General features: G+C 31.7%; 21 protein-coding genes and 2 pseudogenes. 17 read left to right on the forward strand and 6 right to left on the reverse strand.

From position 1 onward, the window contains the following. Positions 1-52: 52 nt before the first annotated feature. The 8 genes from fabZ (at position 53) to L8X24_RS05190 (ending at position 9,117) form a co-directional block, all read left to right on the forward strand. Positions 53-493, forward strand: a complete 441-nt coding sequence (gene fabZ, locus L8X24_RS05155) for a 3-hydroxyacyl-ACP dehydratase FabZ (protein ID WP_039619275.1) — start codon at positions 53-55, stop codon at positions 491-493. Next, on the forward strand, positions 493-1,284 hold the full coding sequence (lpxA, locus tag L8X24_RS05160; protein WP_263663942.1) for an acyl-ACP--UDP-N-acetylglucosamine O-acyltransferase: 792 nt from the start codon (positions 493-495) through the stop codon (positions 1,282-1,284). Before fabZ ends, lpxA begins: the two co-directional genes overlap by 1 nt. Continuing rightward, the gene (gene clpX, locus L8X24_RS05165; RefSeq protein WP_257396574.1) at positions 1,277-2,506 is read left to right on the forward strand and encodes an ATP-dependent Clp protease ATP-binding subunit ClpX; all 1,230 of its coding nucleotides are present in this window, start codon (positions 1,277-1,279) and stop codon (positions 2,504-2,506) included. The genes lpxA and clpX overlap by 8 nt, the downstream gene beginning before the upstream one ends. A 2-nt stretch (positions 2,507-2,508) precedes the next feature. Continuing rightward, positions 2,509-3,546 carry a rod shape-determining protein gene (locus tag L8X24_RS05170; RefSeq protein ID WP_012662095.1) on the forward strand — a complete coding sequence of 346 codons (1,038 nt, stop codon included), beginning with the start codon at positions 2,509-2,511 and terminating at the stop codon, positions 3,544-3,546. Beyond that, on the forward strand, positions 3,536-4,279 hold the full coding sequence (gene mreC / locus L8X24_RS05175; protein WP_263663895.1) for a rod shape-determining protein MreC: 744 nt from the start codon (positions 3,536-3,538) through the stop codon (positions 4,277-4,279). The genes L8X24_RS05170 and mreC overlap by 11 nt, the downstream gene beginning before the upstream one ends. An 86-nt stretch (positions 4,280-4,365) precedes the next feature. Continuing rightward, positions 4,366-5,337: a catalase gene (locus tag L8X24_RS05180; RefSeq protein ID WP_263663896.1), complete on the forward strand. Its 972-nt coding sequence runs from the start codon at positions 4,366-4,368 to the stop codon at positions 5,335-5,337. Positions 5,338-5,434: 97 nt separating this feature from the next. After that, a complete protein-coding gene (carB, locus tag L8X24_RS05185) occupies positions 5,435-8,698 on the forward strand; it encodes a carbamoyl-phosphate synthase large subunit (RefSeq protein ID WP_263663897.1) in 3,264 nt (1,087 codons plus the stop codon). Then, the gene (locus L8X24_RS05190; protein ID WP_263663898.1) at positions 8,695-9,117 is read left to right on the forward strand and encodes a Sua5 YciO YrdC YwlC family protein; all 423 of its coding nucleotides are present in this window, start codon (positions 8,695-8,697) and stop codon (positions 9,115-9,117) included. Before carB ends, L8X24_RS05190 begins: the two co-directional genes overlap by 4 nt. Here L8X24_RS05190 and L8X24_RS05195 read toward each other — a convergent pair whose 3' ends face one another. After that, positions 9,118-10,152: an isoaspartyl peptidase/L-asparaginase family protein gene (locus L8X24_RS05195; protein WP_263663899.1), complete on the reverse strand. Its 1,035-nt coding sequence runs from the start codon at positions 10,150-10,152 to the stop codon at positions 9,118-9,120. A 222-nt stretch (positions 10,153-10,374) separates the two neighbouring features. On the opposite strand from L8X24_RS05195, the pseudogene L8X24_RS07990 reads away from it, so the two are divergent. From L8X24_RS07990 to bioD, 5 genes and pseudogenes are all read left to right on the forward strand, one after another. Next, a pseudogene (locus tag L8X24_RS07990) lies at positions 10,375-11,118 on the forward strand (cache domain-containing protein); the annotation flags it as partial. A gap of 819 nt (positions 11,119-11,937) precedes the next feature. Next, positions 11,938-12,333 (forward strand): annotated as a pseudogene (locus tag L8X24_RS07995) (methyl-accepting chemotaxis protein); the annotation flags it as partial. 63 nt (positions 12,334-12,396) lie between these two features. Continuing rightward, complete coding sequence (locus L8X24_RS05210) at positions 12,397-12,744, forward strand: DMT family transporter (protein ID WP_087699708.1); 348 nt, start codon at positions 12,397-12,399, stop codon at positions 12,742-12,744. Beyond that, positions 12,744-13,058, forward strand: a complete 315-nt coding sequence (locus L8X24_RS05215) for a DMT family transporter (RefSeq protein WP_039619256.1) — start codon at positions 12,744-12,746, stop codon at positions 13,056-13,058. Before L8X24_RS05210 ends, L8X24_RS05215 begins: the two co-directional genes overlap by 1 nt. Before the next feature lie 7 nt (positions 13,059-13,065). After that, the gene (gene bioD, locus L8X24_RS05220) at positions 13,066-13,638 is read left to right on the forward strand and encodes a dethiobiotin synthase (protein ID WP_263663900.1); all 573 of its coding nucleotides are present in this window, start codon (positions 13,066-13,068) and stop codon (positions 13,636-13,638) included. Here bioD and L8X24_RS05225 read toward each other — a convergent pair. Next, positions 13,612-14,880, reverse strand: coding sequence for an adenosylmethionine--8-amino-7-oxononanoate transaminase (locus tag L8X24_RS05225; protein WP_263663901.1), 1,269 nt, complete (start codon positions 14,878-14,880; stop codon positions 13,612-13,614). The genes bioD and L8X24_RS05225 overlap by 27 nt on opposite strands. A gap of 128 nt (positions 14,881-15,008) precedes the next feature. Between L8X24_RS05225 and L8X24_RS05230 the strand changes: the two genes are divergently transcribed. The 4 genes from L8X24_RS05230 to bioC are packed head-to-tail and all read left to right on the forward strand — an operon-like array spanning position 15,009 to position 17,843. Beyond that, a complete protein-coding gene (locus tag L8X24_RS05230) occupies positions 15,009-15,413 on the forward strand; it encodes a tetratricopeptide repeat protein (protein ID WP_263663902.1) in 405 nt (134 codons plus the stop codon). Further along, on the forward strand, positions 15,413-16,537 hold the full coding sequence (locus tag L8X24_RS05235) for an aminotransferase class I/II-fold pyridoxal phosphate-dependent enzyme (RefSeq protein ID WP_263663903.1): 1,125 nt from the start codon (positions 15,413-15,415) through the stop codon (positions 16,535-16,537). Before L8X24_RS05230 ends, L8X24_RS05235 begins: the two co-directional genes overlap by 1 nt. Continuing rightward, positions 16,534-17,160 (forward strand): pimeloyl-ACP methyl esterase BioG family protein, encoded by a 627-nt coding sequence (locus L8X24_RS05240; protein ID WP_263663904.1) that lies wholly within the window; start codon positions 16,534-16,536, stop codon positions 17,158-17,160. Before L8X24_RS05235 ends, L8X24_RS05240 begins: the two co-directional genes overlap by 4 nt. After that, entirely contained in the window at positions 17,145-17,843 is a 699-nt protein-coding gene (gene bioC, locus L8X24_RS05245) for a malonyl-ACP O-methyltransferase BioC (RefSeq protein WP_263663905.1), read from the forward strand. Before L8X24_RS05240 ends, bioC begins: the two co-directional genes overlap by 16 nt. Here bioC and blaOXA read toward each other — a convergent pair. The 4 genes from blaOXA to surE are packed head-to-tail and all read right to left on the reverse strand — an operon-like array spanning position 17,817 to position 20,433. Further along, entirely contained in the window at positions 17,817-18,584 is a 768-nt protein-coding gene (blaOXA, locus tag L8X24_RS05250) for an OXA-493 family class D beta-lactamase (RefSeq protein WP_263663943.1), read from the reverse strand. The two genes, bioC and blaOXA, sit on opposite strands and share 27 nt — an antisense overlap. After that, on the reverse strand, positions 18,581-19,030 hold the full coding sequence (locus L8X24_RS05255; RefSeq protein WP_263663906.1) for a GNAT family N-acetyltransferase: 450 nt from the start codon (positions 19,028-19,030) through the stop codon (positions 18,581-18,583). The genes blaOXA and L8X24_RS05255 overlap by 4 nt, the downstream gene beginning before the upstream one ends. Beyond that, complete coding sequence (locus tag L8X24_RS05260) at positions 19,014-19,667, reverse strand: ThiF family adenylyltransferase (protein WP_263663907.1); 654 nt, start codon at positions 19,665-19,667, stop codon at positions 19,014-19,016. The genes L8X24_RS05255 and L8X24_RS05260 overlap by 17 nt, the downstream gene beginning before the upstream one ends. Continuing rightward, a complete protein-coding gene (gene surE / locus L8X24_RS05265) occupies positions 19,660-20,433 on the reverse strand; it encodes a 5'/3'-nucleotidase SurE (RefSeq protein WP_039627068.1) in 774 nt (257 codons plus the stop codon). The genes L8X24_RS05260 and surE overlap by 8 nt, the downstream gene beginning before the upstream one ends. Positions 20,434-20,461 lie beyond the last annotated feature (28 nt).

A 20,461-nucleotide genomic window follows, 5' to 3' on the forward strand; every position in this document is an offset into this window, starting at 1 on the left:
TAATATTTTTTTTGTAAAATCTGAATTTTGAATATATTTTAAGGCTAAATTTATGATAGATGTAATGCAAATTCAAAAAATTTTACCACATAGGTATCCATTTTTACTTGTAGATAAAATCGTAGAATTAAAAAACAAAGAAGTTGTTAGAGGTTATAAAAATATTAGTATAAGCGATCATGTTTTTATGGGACATTTTCCAGATCATCCAATTTATCCGGGTGTGTTAATTTTAGAAGGCATGGCACAAACTGGAGGGGTTTTAGCATTTGAAAGTATGGATGATAAAGTAGATCCAAGTACCAAAGTAGTATATTTTACAGGTATTGATAATGCTAAATTTAGAAATCCAGTGCGTCCAGGCGATAGACTTGATTATGAAATGAGTGTAGTAAAAAATCGTGGAAATATGTGGATTTTCCAAGGAAAAGCTTTTGTAGATGGGCAATTAGTTGCAGAAGCTGAACTTAAAGCCATGATAGTAGATAAATGATGAGCAAAATTCATCCAAGTGCAGTTATAGAAGATGGAGCTATTATAGCAGATGATGTTGTAGTAGAAGCTTATGCTTATATCGGTAAAAATGCTAACATAGGCGCAAATACCATCATCAAACAAGGTGCAAGAATTTTACCTAATGTAACTATAGGTGAGAATTCAAAAGTGTTTTCTTATGCTATAGTTGGAGATATCCCGCAAGATATATCTTATAAAGATGAGATAAACTCAGGTGTTATCATAGGAAAGAATGCGGTTATTAGAGAATTTGTTACTATTAACTCAGGTACAGCTAAAGGCGATGGCTTCACAAGGATAGGCGATAATGCTTTTATCATGGCTTATTCTCATATTGCACATGATTGTACTTTAGGAGATCACATCATTTTAGCAAACAATGCTACTTTAGCAGGCCATGTAGAACTTGGAGATTATACTGTAGTAGGTGGGCTTACTCCAATACATCAATTTGTAAAAGTAGGAGAAGGGTGTATGATAGCAGGTGCTAGCGCACTTTCTCAAGATGTGGTGCCATTTTGCTTGGCTGAGGGAAATCGTGCAAGCATTAGAAGTTTGAATTTAGTAGGCATTAGAAGACGCTTTGATAAAGAAGAAGTGGATGTTTTAAGCAAAGCTTTTAAATTTTTATTCAGACAAGGAAATTTAAAAGATAATGCTTTGAATTTATTAGAAAGTGCTTCTAGTGAAAATGTTAAAAAAATGTGTAATTTTATCTTAGAAACAAAAAGAGGAATTCCTATATATAAGGAAAAAAACCATGGTTAAAAGATGTAGTTTTTGTAACGAAATAGAAACAAGCGAAAGAAGAATTTTAGTAAATGATTATAATAATGCCTTTATATGTGAGTATTGTGCTGAAAGTGCTTGCAATATTTTCTTTGGAGAGGAAAAAGAGCTAAAAAATAAAGAAGTTGATAAAGAAAATTTTAAAGACATAACCCCTAAAGAATTAAAAGCATATTTAGATAAATATGTCATCGGGCAAGATAGGGCTAAAAAAATCTTTAGTGTAGGGGTGTATAATCACTACAAAAGACTTTTTAGATCTGACTTAGAAGATGATGATACAGAATTAGCAAAATCAAATATTTTATTAGTAGGTCCAACAGGAAGTGGAAAAACTTTACTAGCGCAGACTTTAGCTAGATTTTTAGATGTGCCTATTGCAATTTGTGATGCGACTTCTTTAACTGAAGCAGGTTATGTAGGAGAAGATGTTGAAAATATCCTTACTCGTCTTTTGCAAGCTGCTGATGGAGATGTGCAAAGAGCACAAAAAGGGATTATATTTATCGATGAGATAGATAAAATCGCAAGGATGGGTGAAAATCGCTCCATTACAAGAGATGTGAGTGGTGAGGGTGTGCAACAAGCTTTACTTAAAATCATTGAAGGATCTTTAGTAAATATTCCGCCAAAAGGTGGTAGAAAACACCCAAATCAAGATTTTATACAAATAGATACGACTAATATTTTATTTGTGTGTGGTGGAGCTTTTGATGGTATTAGTGATATCATTAAAAGAAAATTAGGCGATAATGTCATGGGCTTTTTTGCTGATGATAAAAAAGATGAAAAGGAAGCCTTGCTTCAAAGATTAGAACCTGATGATTTAGTGCATTTTGGGCTTATCCCTGAACTTATAGGAAGATTGCATGTGCTTGCTTCTTTAGAAGAGCTTGATGAAGAAAGCATGGTGCGTATTTTAACAGAGCCAAAAAATGCCATTATTAAACAATATCAAAAACTTTTTGCTATTGATAATGTGGAATTAAAATTTGAAGATGAAGCACTAAGAGAGATTGCTAAGCTTTCATTGGAGCGTAAAACAGGGGCTAGAGGTTTAAGAAGTATTATTGAAGAGATGATGGTAGATTTGATGTTTGATTTGCCAGAGTATAATGGATATAGTATAGTAATTACCAAAGAGGTAATCAAAGAAGGTGCAAAACCTTTATTTATAAAAAATAAAAAAGTTAAAGGCTGAGAATGATTTTAGATCAAATAATTGGATTTTTTTCAAGTGATATGGGGATTGACTTAGGTACCGCAAATACTTTAGTTTTGGTAAAAGATAAAGGTATAGTGATTGATGAACCTTCGGTTGTTGCAGTAGAGCGTGAAAGATATGGTAGGGTTAAAATTTTAGCTGTTGGAAAAGAAGCTAAGGAAATGGTAGGAAAAACCCCAGGTAATATCGAAGCAATCCGTCCTATGAAAGATGGTGTGATTGCTGATTTTGATATGACTGAAAAAATGATCCGTTATTTTATAGAAAAAACTCATAGAAGAAAATCTTTTTTAAGACCTAGAATTATCATTTCAGTACCTTATGGTTTAACTCAAGTTGAAAGAAAAGCAGTTAGAGAAAGTGCTTTAAGTGCGGGTGCTAGAGAAGTATTTTTGATAGAAGAGCCTATGGCAGCAGCTATTGGTGCAAATTTACCTATTAGAGAGCCTCAAGGGAGCTTGGTGGTAGATATTGGTGGTGGTACAACTGAAATTGGTGTTACTTCTTTGGGCGGGCTTGTGATTTCAAAATCTATCCGCACAGCCGGTGATAAGCTTGATACTAGTATAGTAAATTATGTAAAAGAAAAATACAATCTTGTCATAGGTGAAAGAACTGGCGAGGAAATTAAAATCGCTATTGGTTCAGCAGTTCAGCTTCCAAAAGAGCTTTCTATGGTGGTTAAAGGGCGTGATCAAGTAACAGGCTTGTTAAATAGAATCGAACTAACAAGTGAAGATGTAAGAGAGGCTATGCGTGAACATTTAAAAGAAATCGCTGATGCTTTAAAAATCGTTCTTGAAATGATGCCACCTGATCTTGCAGCAGATATTGTTGAAAATGGTGTTGTTTTAACAGGAGGCGGAGCTTTAATACGCGGGCTTGATAAATATTTATCTGAAATTGTAAAACTTCCAGTATATGTAGCTGATGAGCCACTTTTAGCAGTTGCAAAAGGTACAGGTAAAGCTTTAGAAGAAATTTCATTATTACACCAGCTAACGAATGAAGAGTAAAATTCTTAGCGTTTTAATATTATCTTTTTTAGTATTTATTTCGTTTTATTATGGAGATGTAATAAAACGAAATGTTTTAGATTTAAATATTGCTATTGTTAATCAATTTTCTCAAAGTATTGATCTTTTAAAAAACAAATTCAACGAACATTTTAATCAAGCTGAAGAAATTAGAACTTTAAGAGAAAGAAATACTGAGCTTGAAAAAAATAATATCTACATGAAAAACTTTGCTAATGAGCTAAATAATATTTTAAGCGATAAAAATTCAAGTTTTTATTATCCTAATGTGAGTTTAGTTAAGGCAACTTCTTATGCGCAAATTAGTGATTATCATAAGGTTTGGCTTGATGTTGATTATAAAGGAAAAATCAAAGGCTTAATTTATAATGGCTATACAGCAGGCATAGTCATAGAAAAAAATGGTAGAGCCTTGGGGCTTTTGCAAGGTGATGAAGAATGTATTTTTTCTGTTTATATAGGTAAAGAACAAGCACCAGGTATAGCTCATGGAAGAAATGATTATATTTTAGTTAAGTATATTCCTAAATGGCTTGAGCTTAAAATGGGTGATAAGGTTTATACAAGTGGTTTGGATGAAATTTTCTTTTCAGGAATTCCAGTAGGAGAAATTTTTAAAATAGAAGAAGAGGGTGCTTATCAAAATGCTTATGTTAAACCTTATGCTAAGATGAAAGTGCCAAACTATTTTTATATGGTAGAAAATTTATAGTAAAAAATTATTTATTTTAATTAATATAAATTATTATTTAGAATTAAATATTACAATAGCTTCTAAGTTTAAAACTAGGAGCTTTAATGAAAAAATATATCAGCAGTTGTTTGGCTATTTGTTGTTTAAGTGGTGCTATTTATGCAAACGAAGGAGAATATGATGCGCAAAAAATAGCAGATATTTTTTATCAACTTAATGCAGACCCTAAAAATCCAAAAGCAAAAGTTAATCATGCAAAGGGCTTTTGTGCTATGGGAACTTTTGAGCCAGCTTTGTCTATCAATAAAGAAGTTGATGTGCCTTTATTAACACAAAAAAGCTTGCCGATTCAAGTAAGATATTCTTTGGGCGGCGCTTTTAAAGATGATAAAAGTAAAACAAGGGGTATGGCTATTAGAATTACTGATCCTAAAGATTCTGCCTCTTGGACTATGGTTATGCTAAATACAGAAATAAATTTTGCAAAAAATCCTAAAGAGTTTGGTCAGTTTTTTGAAATGAGACTTCCTGTAAATGGTAAAGTCGATCAAGAAAAAATAAGCAAGATGTTGAAAGAGGTTGATTCTTATAGAAATTTTGCTGCATATACGGATAAAATTGGTATCAGTAAAAGCGTAGCAAATACTCCATTTTTTAGTATCCATACTTTTTATTTTAAACAAGCAAATGGAGAAAATTATCTACCAGCAAGATGGAAATTAGTTCCAAGCGAAGGTGTGGCGTATTTAAATGAGGCACAAATGAAAAGTGCAAGTAGTGATTTTTTAAAAGAAGATTTTCAAAATCGTATAGAGACTAATAAGCCAGTTGAGTATAAGATGTATTTAGTATATGCAAATAAAAATGATATTACCAATGATACAACGGCTTTGTGGAGTGGTAAACACAAAGAAAGTTTAGTTGGGACTTTTAAAGTTAATGCTTTGAGCAAGGAAGATTGTAATTTTGATGTATATTTTCCTTCAGATGTACCTCAAGGGGTTAATCCACCACAAGATCCTTTATTTGATGTAAGAAATGAAGCTTATGCTATAACTTTTGGTAAGCGTCAATAAAATTTAGCTCTTTAAGAGCTAAATTCTTTATTAATTTCAACTTCTAAAAAACTTATATTTGTTATAATTTGGCTAAAAATTCAGCTTAGGAAAATACATGCCAAAAAGAACAGATATAAAAAATATATTATTAATAGGCAGTGGGCCTATCGTTATAGGTCAAGCTTGCGAGTTTGATTACTCAGGAACTCAAGCAGCAAAAACCTTAAAAGAGCTAGGTTATAGAGTGGTTTTGATCAATTCTAATCCAGCTACTATTATGACAGATCCTGAATTTGCTGATGCAACTTATATAGAACCAATTACCAAAGAAAGTATTCTAAGTATAATCAAAAAAGAAAAAATCGATGCGATTTTACCTACTATGGGTGGCCAAGTTGCTTTGAATGTTGCTATGGAAGTTTATGAAAGTGGCGAGCTTGCAGATGTAAAATTTTTAGGTGCAAATCCTGAAGCGATAAAAAAAGGCGAAGATAGACAAGTTTTTAAAGAATGTATGAAAAAAATTGGCATGGATTTGCCAAAATCTATGTATGCGTATAATTATGAAGAGGCTTTAAAAGCTGTTGATGAGATTGGTTTTCCTTTGATGATTAGGGCTTCTTTTACCTTAGGTGGTGCAGGAAGTGGCGTGGTGTATAATATGGATGAGTTTGCAGAGCTTGCAAATACTGCTTTAGCACTAAGCCCTATCCATGAAATTTTAATCGAAGAAAGCTTGCTTGGTTGGAAAGAATACGAAATGGAAGTCATTAGAGATAAAAATGATAATTGTATTATCGTTTGCTCTATTGAAAATATTGATCCTATGGGGGTTCATACGGGTGATTCTATTACTATAGCTCCTGCTTTAACTTTGACTGATAAAGAATACCAAGCAATGCGTAATGCTTCTTTTGCTATTTTAAGAGAAATCGGAGTAGATACAGGCGGATCAAATGTGCAATTTGCTATCAATCCAACTAATGGTAGAATGATAGTTATTGAAATGAATCCTAGGGTTTCAAGATCTTCAGCCCTAGCTAGCAAAGCAACGGGTTATCCTATAGCTAAGGTAGCTACGCTTTTAGCGGTTGGATTTAGTTTAGATGAGATTAAAAATGATATCACAGGCACTCCTGCTTCATTTGAACCAGTAATTGATTATATCGTAACTAAAATTCCTCGTTTTACTTTTGAAAAATTCCCAAATGCAAGCACAGAGCTTGGCACTGCTATGAAAAGCGTGGGTGAGGTTATGGCTATAGGGAGAACTTTTAAAGAAAGCATTCAAAAAGCACTTTGCTCACTTGAGAGAAATTTAAGTGGATTTGATACTATAGAATGTGATAAAAATGAGCTTTTGGCAAAAATTCGCCAAGCTAATGAAAAACGTTTACTTTATATAGCACAAGCTTTTAGAGAAGGTTTTAGCACACAAGAGCTTTTTGAGCTTTGTAAAATAGATCCTTGGTTTTTAAATCAAATCAAAGAAATAGTGGAATTTGAAAACCAAATAGATATGGATATTTTAAGTAATAAGCAACTATTAAGAAAAGCTAAAACCTTAGGTTTTTCAGATAAAAAAATCGCTAGCTTAATTAATCAAAAAGATAATCTTGAGTTAAGCCAAAATGATATTTATTATGCAAGAATTAAACATAAAATCATTGCTCAATATAGCGAAGTAGATACTTGTGCAGGCGAATTTGAAGCATTAACTCCGTATTTATACTCAAGTATTAATGCAAATGAAGCTACACAAGTAAAAGAAAGTAAAGATAAAAAAGATAAAAAAGTGATGATTATAGGTGGTGGACCAAATCGCATAGGACAAGGCATTGAGTTTGATTATGCTTGTGTGCATGCTTCTTTTGCTCTAAAAGATATGGGCGTAAAAACTATAATGTATAATTGTAATCCAGAAACGGTTTCAACAGATTATGATACAAGTGATATTTTATATTTTGAGCCGATTGATTTTGAGCATTTAAGAGCGGTTATTGATAGAGAAAGACCAGATGGAGTGATAGTGCATTTTGGTGGCCAAACTCCGCTTAAATTTGCAAAACGCCTCAGTGCTTTTGGAGCAAAGATCATAGGAACTAGTGCAAGGGTGATAGATTTAGCTGAAGATAGAAAGAAATTTGCTAAATTTATTGAAGATTTAGGCATAAATCAACCTAAAAACGGCACAGCCATAAGTGTAGAAGAAGCGATTATAAAGGCAAATGAGATAGGTTATCCTGTGCTTGTTAGACCAAGCTATGTTTTGGGTGGTCGTGCAATGCGTGTGGTGCATGATGAGAGCGAGCTTAGACTTTATATGCAAGAAGCCGTAGATGTAAGTGATAAATCTCCGGTATTAATCGATCAATTTTTAGACAATGCAACTGAACTTGATGTAGATGCGATAAGTGATGGAAAAGAAGTTTATGTAGCAGGTATCATGGAGCATATTGAAGAAGCAGGAATTCACTCAGGTGATAGTGCTTGCTCTTTACCTGCTGTAAATATTGATGAAGCTATGCTTGAAACGATTGAGCAAAAAACAAAAGATATTGCTTTAAATTTAGGTGTAGTAGGGCTTTTAAATATACAATTTGCTATCCATGATAATAAACTTTATATGATAGAAGTAAATCCAAGAGCTAGTAGAACTGTGCCTTTTGTAAGTAAGGCTACAGGAATTCCTTTAGCTAAGGTTGCAACACGCGTGATGTGGCAAGGAAATTTAAGAGAAAGTTTGAAATTTTATGATACTTTTAAAGTGGTAGAGGAAAAAAATGGAATTTTAAGAGCTAAAAAACCAAAACACATTAGTGTAAAATCAGTGGTATTTCCTTTTGCTAAACTTAGTGGAAGCGACCTTGAGCTTGGGCCTGAAATGCGCTCAACCGGTGAAGTTATGGGTGTAAGCAAAGACTTTGAAAACTCTTATGCAAAAAGCCAACTTGCCTCTTCAAATTTCTTACCAGAAAGTGGCAATGTATTTTTATCACTAAGAGAGCAGGATAAAAAATATGCAGTAGATTTAGCTAATGAATACATTAAGCTAGGATTTAAAATCATTGCTACAAGTGGAACTTATAAAATTTTACAAGAAGCAGGTTTGGAGTGTGAATTTGTGCATAAAATTTCTGAAGGGCGCCCAAATGTAGAGGATAAGTTAAAAAATTCTCAAATTCAACTTGCTATTAATACTAGCGATGAGCATAGTTTTAAAGGTGATACTAAAAAAATTAGAGCAAATATTTTACGCTTTAAAACCCCATATTTTACCAACCTAAGAGCAGCGTATGCAGGTGCTAAAGCGATTAAAGCTATACAAAATAAATCATGTCTTGAAGTAAAGAGCTTACAAGAATACTTAAAAGCATGATTTATCTTGCTCAAACTGATACAACAGCAGGGTTTTTAAGCAAGGACTTAAAAGCCCTTAATACTTTAAAAAAAAGGCCTTTAAAGCAAGATTGTTTAATTACTACGGCTAAATTTAGTGAGCTTAAAAAACTTACAAGAGTACCAAGTCATTTTAAAAACACTATTAGAAAATCCAAAAAAACTACTTTTTTATATCCTAATTCTAAAGCAATACGCGTCGTGAAAGATTGTGCTCATGAGGAATTTTTAAAAGAGTTTGATTGGCTTTATTCTACTTCTGCAAATCTTCATGGAAAAAAATTTGATCTAAATTGGGCTATGCAAAATGCAGATAAAATAATAGATGAAAAGTTTTTTGAAAGTGGAGCCTCAAAGATTTTTAAACTTCGAGGCGTTAAAAAAGTTAAGTTACGCTAATTATTTTTCAAGTGGCCAAAATACTTTTGGTTCTTCTCCGATTTTTGCTTGTCCATGATACATTCCAAGTTTATCTTTAGTCCAAGCATAGCCAACTTTTCCATTTTTATCTATAGAGATGATTCCACCCGTGCCACCAAGTTTAGCTACTTGTTTGATAGTTTCTTCGGCTGCTTTTTGTACTGAAAGTTTTTTGTATTTATACAAAGACGCAACTTCATGAGCCACAGCCACTCTTATATAAATATCACCTGTTCCTGTGCAAGAAATCGCTACTGAGTCATTATTTGCATAATTTCCTGCCCCTATGATAGGAGAATCTCCAATGCGTCCTGTCATTTTATTTGTAGTACCACCTGTGCTTGTGCCCGCTGCTAGGTTGCCATTTTTATCTAAAGCTATTGCACCTACTGTGCCTAAATATGGCTCAGTACTTACACCAAGATGAGCCTTTGCTTTATCGCTATCCAGTAATACTTCTTTGCTTTTTTTAGCTTCTTGAAGTTGTTTGTATCTGTGCTCTGTGAAAAAATATTTTTGTCCTACTATTTCTAAACCATGTTTTTTGGCTAATTTATCAGCACCCTCGCCCGCTATTAAAGTATGAGGTGTTTTTTCCATAACAAGTCTTGCTGCCTCTATAGGATTTTTAATTGTCCTAGCCATAGCAATTGCACCTGCTCTTAAATTTTTTCCATCCATTATAGATGCGTCAAGTTCGTTAAATTCATCAGAAGTAAAAACAGCACCTTTTCCAGCGTTAAATTCAGGACTATCTTCCATTACTTTAATGGCAGCTATAACTGCATCAACAGAGCTTCCACCTTTTTCAAGTATGCTTTGGCCTGCTTTTAGGGATTCTTTCATTACTTTTTCCCTTTTAGCAAATTCTTCTTTAGTAAGTCCTAAGTCACTTGTACCACCGTGTATAACGATAATAGGTTCAAAATCTTTTGCAAAAGCATTATTGCTTGTTAAAAATGCTAAACTAGTTAATATTAATAAAGCCTTTTTACTACCTGCTAAAAATTTCATATATTATCCTTTTTTAAAACTTACCATTATATTAAATATAAATTAAATAAAGATTAATTTATATTAGTAAATGTGAAAATTTAAAACAAAATTTTATTTTTTAATTTAATTTATTAATAAATACTAAGAAATTTTTAATAAATACATTACAATGTTTGTATATTTATGACAAAAATTGGAGGTTTATTGATGTTTAAAACTATTATTGCAAGAAGAATATCTATGCTTACAGCCTTAATTTTGCTTATAGGTTTTGGAGTTTTTGTAGGGATAAACTATTATTCTTCTAAAAGAGATATTTTACAAAGTATTACTCATGGCAAGCAAGAAAGTGTTAAAAATGGAAAAAGTTTTGCTGAACTTTATTTTAACTCAAGAAAAGAAAGCATTGAGAGAATATCTAAAAGTATTGTAGCTAGTAAAAATATAGATAAAGAGCATGTGGCTCAATTTTTAGAACATATTTTTTCTTTACATTCTTTTACAGCTATTTATATAGGATATGAAAAAGATGGTAGTTTGATTGATGTTGATATTAATTCTAAAGGAAAATATTTTGTTTTAAATCAAGAAAAAGATGGTTTTGATGCTAGAGTAAGATCTTGGTATAAACTCGCAAAGGATACTAAAAAAATCAATATTTCAGATCCTTTTGAAGATGTAGTAACTAAAAAAATGGTTGTATCTATAACAGCTCCTATAGAAATAGATGGAAAATTCATAGGTGTATTAGCGGGTGAAATTTTTCTTGATGATATGCGAAAAGCTTTTGAAGAATTAAAAATAACTCCAAGTAATAGTGTATTTTTAATTAATAGTAATGGAAATTTAATTGCTCATTCTTCGGGTTATATTGATTTAAGCAAAGAGATTGAAACAGCAAGTGCGATAAAAACGTTTATTAATGTTGCAAGTTTAGCTCCAAACGAACCAACAGATTTGATTAAATATGCTTTAAAAGGTGATCAACGTGTAGCGGTATGCATAAATACTACAAATGAAATGATGCTGTGCTCAGCAAATTCTTTAAAGGATTATGATGAAGTTTTTGACAAGCTTTTGGTAACTCAAATTATTTTTGGAATAATATTTGTATTGGTAATTATAGCTATATTGGGTGGCATGATAGATTATTTTCTTAAAAAAATTATAGTGATTAAAAATACTTTAGAAGGTTTTTTTGATAGCTTAAATTATAAAAAGAAAATGGATTTAATAAAAATAGATCTTAAAGGAAATGATGAATTTGCAACTATTGCTCGTGAGATTAGTGAAAGCATTGTAAGCATCCAAAACAATTTACATAAAGATCAAGAAGCAGTTTCTGAGAGTGTGCAAAAAGTTAAAGAAATTGAACTTGGAAATTTATCAGTACGATTAGAAAAAAATCCTATCAATCCTCAACTTGTAGAATTGAAAAATATTTTAAATGATATGTTAAAAGTATTAGAAGAAAAAGTAGGTTCTAATATCAATGAGCTTGATAGGGTGCTTGAAAGTTATAAGGCATTAGATTTTTCTACACAGGTTCAAAATGCAAAAGGTAATGTAGAAATTACAACAAATGTTTTAGGTGAAGAGATTAAAAAAATGCTTATTTCATCCTCTGCCTTTGCAAAAGAACTAACTTTGCAAAGTGTAAAACTAGAAGAATCTATGCAAAAATTAGTAGATGGGACACACTCTCAATCTCAATCACTTGAAAAATCAATACATGCAGTAGATCAGATCAATATTTCTATGCAAAATGTGGGAGATAAAACAAAAGAAGTAGTAACACAAGCTGAAAATATCAAAGAAATTGTGAATGTAATCAAAGATATAGCAGATCAAACCAATTTGCTAGCTTTAAATGCAGCCATTGAAGCAGCTCGTGCGGGTGAGCATGGACGAGGGTTTGCAGTGGTAGCTGATGAGGTGCGTCATCTAGCTGAAAAAACAGAAAAAAGCTTAGGAGAGATAGAAGCTAATGTTAATATTTTAGTTCAAAGTGTTAATGATGTTTCTATATCAATGCAAGAGCAAACTCAAAGTATTACCCAGATTAATGATGCTATAGTTAATTTAGAAGATGTTACAAAGGAAAATGTAGAAATCGCTAATTTTACAAACGAAGCTACCAAAGCCGTAGGAAACATCTCTCAATCTATATTAAAAGAGGTAGAAAGTAAGAAAATTTAACTTTATAGAGCTTATTGTTTTGTAAATTTAGTTATAATTTGCGCTTTTGAAAAAAGGTAGATTATGATAGAAAGAACAAAAATAAGCTCTAATTTTGGTTGGTTTATGGTGATTTTAGGTGGTTTGGTTGAGTGTTTTTGGGTGAGTGGTTTAAAATACTCTACTGAAATTTGGCATTATGCTTTAACAGCCATTGGGGTTTGCATATCTTTTACATGTTTTTTAAAAGCTTGTGAAAGACTTGAAGTAAGCATTGCTTATAGTGTTTTTGTAGGTATTGGCACGGTTGGGGTGGTGCTTAATGAGATGTTTATTTTCAATGAGCCAAGTTCTATCACCAAGCTTACTTTAATAGCTATTTTACTTTTAAGTATCATAGGCCTTAAAATCATTAGCAAGGAAGCTAAATAATGGAATGGTTCTTTTTGTTTTTAGCGACTGCTTTTGAAATTTTTGGTGTGATTATCATGAAACAACTTGTAAGCACTAAAAATAAGCTTTATCTTTTAGCTTTGATAGTGTGTTTTGGTTTTTCTTTTGGATTTTTAAGTCTTAGCATGCAAAGTATTGCTATGAGTGTGGCTTATTCTATATGGACAGGAGCTGGAACTGCAGGTGGGGTTATCATCGGAGTTCTTTTTTACAAAGAAAGCAAAAGCTTTTTAAAGCTTTTTTTGATTGCTCTTATCATTGCTTGTACTGTGGGTTTAAAAATACTTTCATAGGTTTAAAATGAAAATATACATTAGTGGTATAGACACAGATGTTGGCAAAACTTATCTAAGTGCTAGACTTTGTAAGGAATTGGGTTTTGATTATTTTAAGCTTATCCAAGCAGGCACGCCAAGAGATAGTGAGGTAGTAGCTGAGTTTAGCCCAAAAACTAAGATTTTCAAAGAAGGTGTGTTTTTGCAAACCCCTGCTTCACCGCACAAAGGCAGGATTTTAGAGAATTTAAGCTATAAAGCCTTTGATATACAAATTCCACAAAGTGAAAAACTCATCATCGAGCTAGCTGGTGGGCTTTTTTCGCCCCTTGATGATGAAAAAACGATGATTGATTATATGAGTGCGTTTAAGCACCCTACGATTTTAGTGGCAAAAGACTATCTAGGAAGTATCAATCACACACTTTTAAGCATAGAAGCACTAAAACAAAGAGATATTAAAATCCTTGCTTTAATCTTAAAAACTCAAGATAACTTTAGCAAGGATTTTATAAGCAATTACGCTAAAATTCCTATCATAGAATTTGAGGATAAAGTGTGTGAAAAACTTTCAAAAATCCTTGAAAATTTCTCTTAAAGACTGCACGACATAAGCAATCTCATCTTCATTTATAACATATGGTGGCATGAAATAAATTGTATTTCCAAGTGGTCTTAAAAGTAAGCCTTTTTCTAAGGCTCTTTGAAAGACTTCAAGTCCTGCTCTTTGGTATTTGCTTTTTTGTATATCAAATACACTTACCATGCCTAAATTTCCAAAATTTCCTAAAAAATCAAATTCTTTTAAACTTTCCCATTGAGTTTTTATAAAAGCACTTTTGATTTTATTTTTTGCGATGATATTTTCTTTTTCAAAAATATCCAAAGTCGCATTAGCCGCCGCACAAGCTAGGGCATTACCCGTATAAGAGTGAGAGTGTAAAAAGGCCTTTTGACTCTCATAACTATCATAAAATTTCTCATAAATTTCATCTTTAGTAAGCACCACTGAAAGGGGTAAATACCCGCCCGTGATAGCTTTAGAAAGACATATATAATCAATGCTTTGTGAGCAATAATCTAGCGCAAACATCTCTCCTGTGCGTCCAAAACCTGTGGCTATTTCATCAAATATCACTTGCACGCCATAACTTTTAGCAAGTTTAACTGCCTCATCTAAATACCCAAGCTCATACATGTGCATATTGCCTGCACATTGAAGTAAAGGCTCAAGTATAAAAGCACAAATTTCATGATGATGATTTTTTAAAATGCTTTCTAAAATTTCAAGTTCTTTTGTATAGTCCTTGCTTGTTGGAACAGGTGTTGTGATACTTTTTAAAAGTAAAGGCTCATAGGTTTTTTTATAAAGTGCTACATCGCCAACGCTTAATGCGCCTAAGGTTTCTCCGTGGTAAGAATTGCTAAGCGATAAAAATTTATCCTTTTTAGAGCCATTGTTTAAGTGGTATTGAAAACTCATTTTTAAAGCCACTTCTATGGCTGAACTACCATTGTCTGCAAAAAAGCATTTATCAAAAGGCAAAAGCTCACAAAGTCTTTGCGAAAGCTTTATGATAGGCTCATGCGAAAAGCCTGCAAGCAAGACATGCTCTAAATTTTGAAGTTGATCTTTGATTTTTTCATTGATATATTCATTACAATGGCCAAAGATATTTACCCACCAAGAGCTAATGCAGTCTATGTAGGATTTTTCATCAAAATCATACAAATACACTCCCTTAGCCTTTTTTATAGGTATTAAGGGTAAAAACTCATGATCGCTCATTTGTGTACAAGGGTGCCAAATGTGTTTTAAGTCTAGTTCTTTTAAATTCATTTTTACTTCTTTGATTTTTATTACTAATGATACTACAATTTTTACTCAAATTTATGCTTTAAAATGAAAAAGGATTATTTAGAAAATATTTATATAATTAGCTTTTATCTTAAATTTAGAGGTAAAATATGAAAAAAGTATTGATTATCTTAACGATTTTATTTTTAAATTTTGCATACTCACAAGAGGATTTGTTTTTAAAAGGACTTGAAGCTTATGAGAGTGGTGATTATATAAATGCTATGAAGTATTATAAAAAAGCTTGCGATTTAAATAATAGCAGTGGTTGTAATAGTCTCGGGATTATGTATGCAAATGGGTATGGCGTAAAAAAGGACAACTTTAAAGCAGTTGAATTATTTAGAAAAGCTTGCAGTTTAAATAGTGGAGGTGGCTGTTCTAATCTTGGAGTTATGTATGTAAATGGCAAAGGCGTTAGAAAAGATACTTCTAAGGCTTTAGAATATTTTGGCAAGGCTTGTGATTTAAAAAGCGATGAGGGTTGTCAAAACTACGCAAGGCTTAAACAATAATGCAAATTGCACAAATTTTAGATGAGTTAAAACAACAAGATAATTTTAGAATTCTACGCTCATTAGGACATGAGGGAAAATATGTCGTTTATAATGGGCAAAAATTGCTAAATTTAGCGAGCAATGATTATTTAAATTTAAGCAATGAAAAAGCATTGAAGCAAGATTTTTTAACGCATTTAAAAGAATTTGAATTTTCTAGTTCAAGTTCAAGAAGCTTGAGTGGAAACTATGCGATTTTTGATGAATTTGAAAGCTTTTTAGAAGCTAAGTTAGGCAAAAAAATTTTGCATTTTAACAATGGCTATGCCTTAAATGTTAGCTGTTTGCAAGCTTTAGCAAGCATTAAAAATACTTTATTTTTAGCAGATAAGCAAGTACATGCAAGTATCATCGATGGTTTAAGGCTTGGTGGGGCTAAATTTATAAGGTTTAAACACAATGATATAAAGCATTTGCAAAGCTTAGTACAAAAATACCATAAAGAATTTGAAAATATCATCATCATAAGTGAAGCTTTATTTAGTATGGATGGAGATTTTGCGCCTATAAAAGAATTCATAAATTTAAAAAAAGAATTTAAAAATATCAAAATTTACATTGATGAAGCTCATAGCATAGGGTGTTTTAATGATGATGGTTTGGGTTATGTGAAATTTTTAGGCTTAGAAAAGGAAGTGGATTTTTTAGTTTTTACCTTTGGTAAGGCTATAGCTTCTATGGGAGCTTGCATGATAAGTGATGAAAAAGATTTTTTTATCAACAAAGCAAGAGCTTTTATATACTCAACTGCTATTGCACCTATCAATGTAGCTTGGACTTTGCATGTTTTTAAGCATTTGCACGAATTTAATGCTCAAAGAAAAGAGCTTTTAGAATTAAGTGCTTGGTTTAAAAATGCTTTAGCAAATAAAGGTGTAGTTTTAGGCGAGGCTTATGTGATATCTTTTATTTTAGGGCAAAATGCACTAGCTAGTGAAATTTCACAAAAGCTTTTAGAAAATGGTATTTTTGCACCTGCTATTAAAGAGCCAACTGTGGCTAAAAATACAGCTAGAATTCGCTTTTCTTTGCATGCTGGGCTAGTGAAAAAAGACTTAGAAAAGGTTTTGGAGGTACTTTGAAAACTCATTTTTTACATAAAAATGCAAATTCATCTGAGTTGATTTTATTTTTTTCAGGGTTTTGCTCACATTTTAGCCATTTTGCGCATTTAAAAAGTAGTGTAAATGTTTTAATGGTGTATGATTATACGAGCTTTGATTGGGAATTTGATCTTCATAAATTTGAAAAAATCACCCTTATTGGCTTTTCCATGGGAGTTTGTGTAGCGAGTAAAATTTTAAAAGATATAAAATTTGATAAAAAAATAGCCATAAATGGCACAAATTTACCTATTGATGATGAATTTGGGATTAAAAAAGCCATTTTTAAACTTACTATGAAAAGGTTTGCTTTAGAGGATTTTAAATTAAATTTACTTGAGAAAAGAATGAGTTTAAGTGATGAGTTTTACTTTGAAAAAGATGAGTATTTAAAAGAAGAACTTTTAAGTTTATATGAGTTTTGCACTAAAAACTTAAATGAAAATTTCACTTGGGATAAAGCCATAATTAGCAAAGATGATAAAATCTTTCCACCAAAGCATGCTTTTAATTTTTTCAAAGAAAAGGCAATGTTTATTGATGAGCCACATTTTGCATTTTTTAAATACCACACTTGGGAAGCACTTTGCAAACTTTCATAAGAGCAAAAGACACTTATAGCGCAAATACACCTGTGCAAAAAGACATGGCTAAAGAGCTTTGTAAAATGCTTAGTGAGAATGATTTGAGTGATTTTGAAGCGGTGTTTGAGTTTGGCTGTGGGGTAGGGGTTTTTAGTAAGGCTTTGCAAGAGTGTATTAAATTTAAGCATTATTTTTTAAATGATATTTATCCTTTTGAAAATCCTTGTAAGTTTGATGAATTTGGTGTTTTTGATATGAATGAACTTAAAAATCATCATTTTTATACGAAAAAATTTGATCTTATAGCTTCAAATGCTTGTATGCAGTGGCTAAAGATAGATGAGCTTTTAGAAAACCTTGCAAATATGTTAAATAAAAACGGGATTTTGCTTTTTTCTACTTTTGGAGAAAAAAATTTCACTCAAATAAAGCAAAGCACTAATTTATCGCTTGAATATTTAACTTTAGAGCAAATTGCACAAAAGCTTTCTAAAAATTTTAAGATCATAAAGGCAAAAGAAGAGTTAAAAGAGCTAAAATTTGATGATACTTTAGAGCTTTTTAGACATTTGAAATTAAGCGGGGTAAATGCTTTGAGTGATAAATTTTTTATAAGCAAGGCATTTTTAAAAAACTATGAAAAAGAATTTCAAAATACCTTGACTTATCATCCTTTATTTTTTATGTGTCAAGTTTATTAAATTTGATAGATATTTTTTTGCTAATTCTTCTCTTAGATAAAGCTTGTTAAAATCACTTATATCCATACATAAAGCAAAAGCATAAATTTGATGAGTTTTTTTGTCTTTTATAAAACCTACGATTTGTCCGTATTTTTCTTTACCCCAGCCTGTTTTTGCAAAAAACTCGTATTGATTATTTTCCTTTAATTTAATGATATTAATCACTTCTTTTTGTATATTTTTAGGATAATCTAGTGCTAAATTTGCAAGTTTAAAAAGTAAAGTAGATTGCTCTTTAGGACTAATTTGCAAAGAATCATCAAGCCAGAATTCATCGATTTTACTTATTTTTTGGTTGCCATAGTTGAGTTTATTTAGGTTTTTTTGCATTTTTTCCAAGCCTATTTTTCTAGCTAGTTTTTTATAAGCAGGAACTTGAGATCTTTGCATAGCTATGGCTAAGTTTGCATCGTTTTTCCAAGAGGGTAAAAATACTTTTTCGCCTTTGTAATGATAAAAAATCTCATTAGTATTTTTCACAACGCCTTCATTGAGTGCGATTAGGGCATTGAAAATTTTAAAAGTAGAGGCAGGTAGAATGCGTTTGTTTGCTTTTGTAAAATCATTACTATAATAATCCTTGCCATCATAAGCTACAAAAACCCCACTTTCATTGTAATCTTTAAAAAGATTTTCTAAATTTTCATTTGCCAAAGCAAAAGAGCAAAAAAGGCCAAAAAGCAAAAGTATTTTTTTTATTTTATTTCCTTTTTCATTAAAAAATTTTTCAATTCTTGTTGATCTCTTATAGCAATGTTTTCTTTGATGATTTTAAATCCTGCTCTTAAAAAGAAATTTTTAGCACTAAGACTAGCAAAAGTATAAATTTCACTATAAGGATAGTTTTTAAGAGCAAATTCTAACAAAGCTTTGCCATAACCTTGATGAGCATAGCTTGCATGAGTAAAGCAAAGATCGAGAGTTTTTTCTTCTAAATTTATACTTATAAAAGATATGATTTGACCTTTTTCTTCATAAACAAAGCCTAGTTGATTTTGAAATTTTTCTTCCCAAGCTTTTTGGTCTATATTAATCCATGCATGAATTTGTTCTTTTGTGTAATCATTTTTACAAAGAGTGAATATGCTTTGCTTAAAAAGCTTGATACAAGAAGCTAAGTCTTTTATATCAAGCTTTCTTATCAAGCACTTTCCTTAAAGCCAAAGAAGCTAAAGCAAGTCCAAAAGAGGCTGTCACACCCATAAATGATCCAAGATCTTTGCAATGAGCTTCTTCATCTGAAAATACCACATCAAAATCCCCTTTAAAGCCTGATTTTCTAAGCTCATAACGGAATTTTTTAGCTAAAGCATCGCCATGTGTTTTAAATATGCTTGTCGTTTTAATACGCGTTGGATCAAGCTTTCTAGCTCCACCGGTTGATGAGATAAAAATTTGCTTTTTTAAATCAACTAAATTAGCCAAAGCAACCTTAGCAGGTATATCATCAATCGCATCGATGATTAAATCAAACTCGCTTAGATCAAAACTTTTTAAAAACTCATCATCGATTTTACTAACTATACCTTTGGCATTGTAAATGCGTTCAAAAACCTTAGCTTTTTCCTCACCTATATTTTCGCTGTGAAGTTGGCGGTTTTGATTAGTAGTTTCAAATTTATCCGCATCGATTAATGTTAGATTGCTAAAGCCACTTCTAAAAAGCGCATCAACGCAAATTCCACCAACTCCACCAAGTCCGCAAACTAAAATTTTGGTATTTTGAAATTTAATAAAATTTTCTTCATTAACAAGCCATTTTATGCGCGTGTATCTATCCATTTTTCATCCATTTTTTGAGATTTTTCATTTGTTTATAAGCTGTTAGATCAAGCATTATAGGGGTTATTGTGGCATAGCCTTGTTTTAAAAGTGCTATGTCTGAGTCTTTTTCATTTTCATGATCAAGATTAGCAGCAGCTAGCCAGTAGTATTCTACACCTCTTGGATTTGTATTTGAATGTGCTTCATAACTATAAATTCTTTTACCTGCTTTGCAAATTTTTAAGCCCTGAAAGGCTGTTTTGCTAGAAGGAAAGTTGATATTTAAAAATTCTTTTTTATCTAAAGGAAAGCCCTTTTCAAAGATATTTTTGACTATTTTTTTAGTAAGTTTTAAAGCAAGTTTATAATCAAGTTCTTTTTGGTTATCTTTGTAAAATTGTGATAAAGCAATGGCAGGAATTCCATGAAGTACTGCTTCCATTGCTCCTGCACAAGTTCCTGAGTAGGTTATATCCTCGCCTACATTAGCTCCTTTATTAATCCCACTTATGACAAGATCAGGCAAACGCTTTTTGTATAAAGCATGCAAAGCAAGATAAACACAATCTGCAGGCGTGCCATCATCAAGTTTATAAAATCTTTTACCAACCTTGTGAAATCTTAAAGGTTTGGTTAGTGTTATAGAGTGCGAGCATGCTGACTTTTCACTAGCAGGAGCTACTATGGTGATTTTAGCTTTAAAATGCTTTCTTAGCATTTTAATAAGCTTTTTTAAGCCTTCACTTTCATAGCCATCATCGTTTGTTATCAAAATTTCTTTCATATTTTTCCTTTTTTTAAATTTTAACATA

Origin of the sequence: Campylobacter sp. CNRCH_2015_0814 (assembly GCF_025772765.1) — a bacterium.
GTDB lineage: Bacteria > Campylobacterota > Campylobacteria > Campylobacterales > Campylobacteraceae > Campylobacter_D.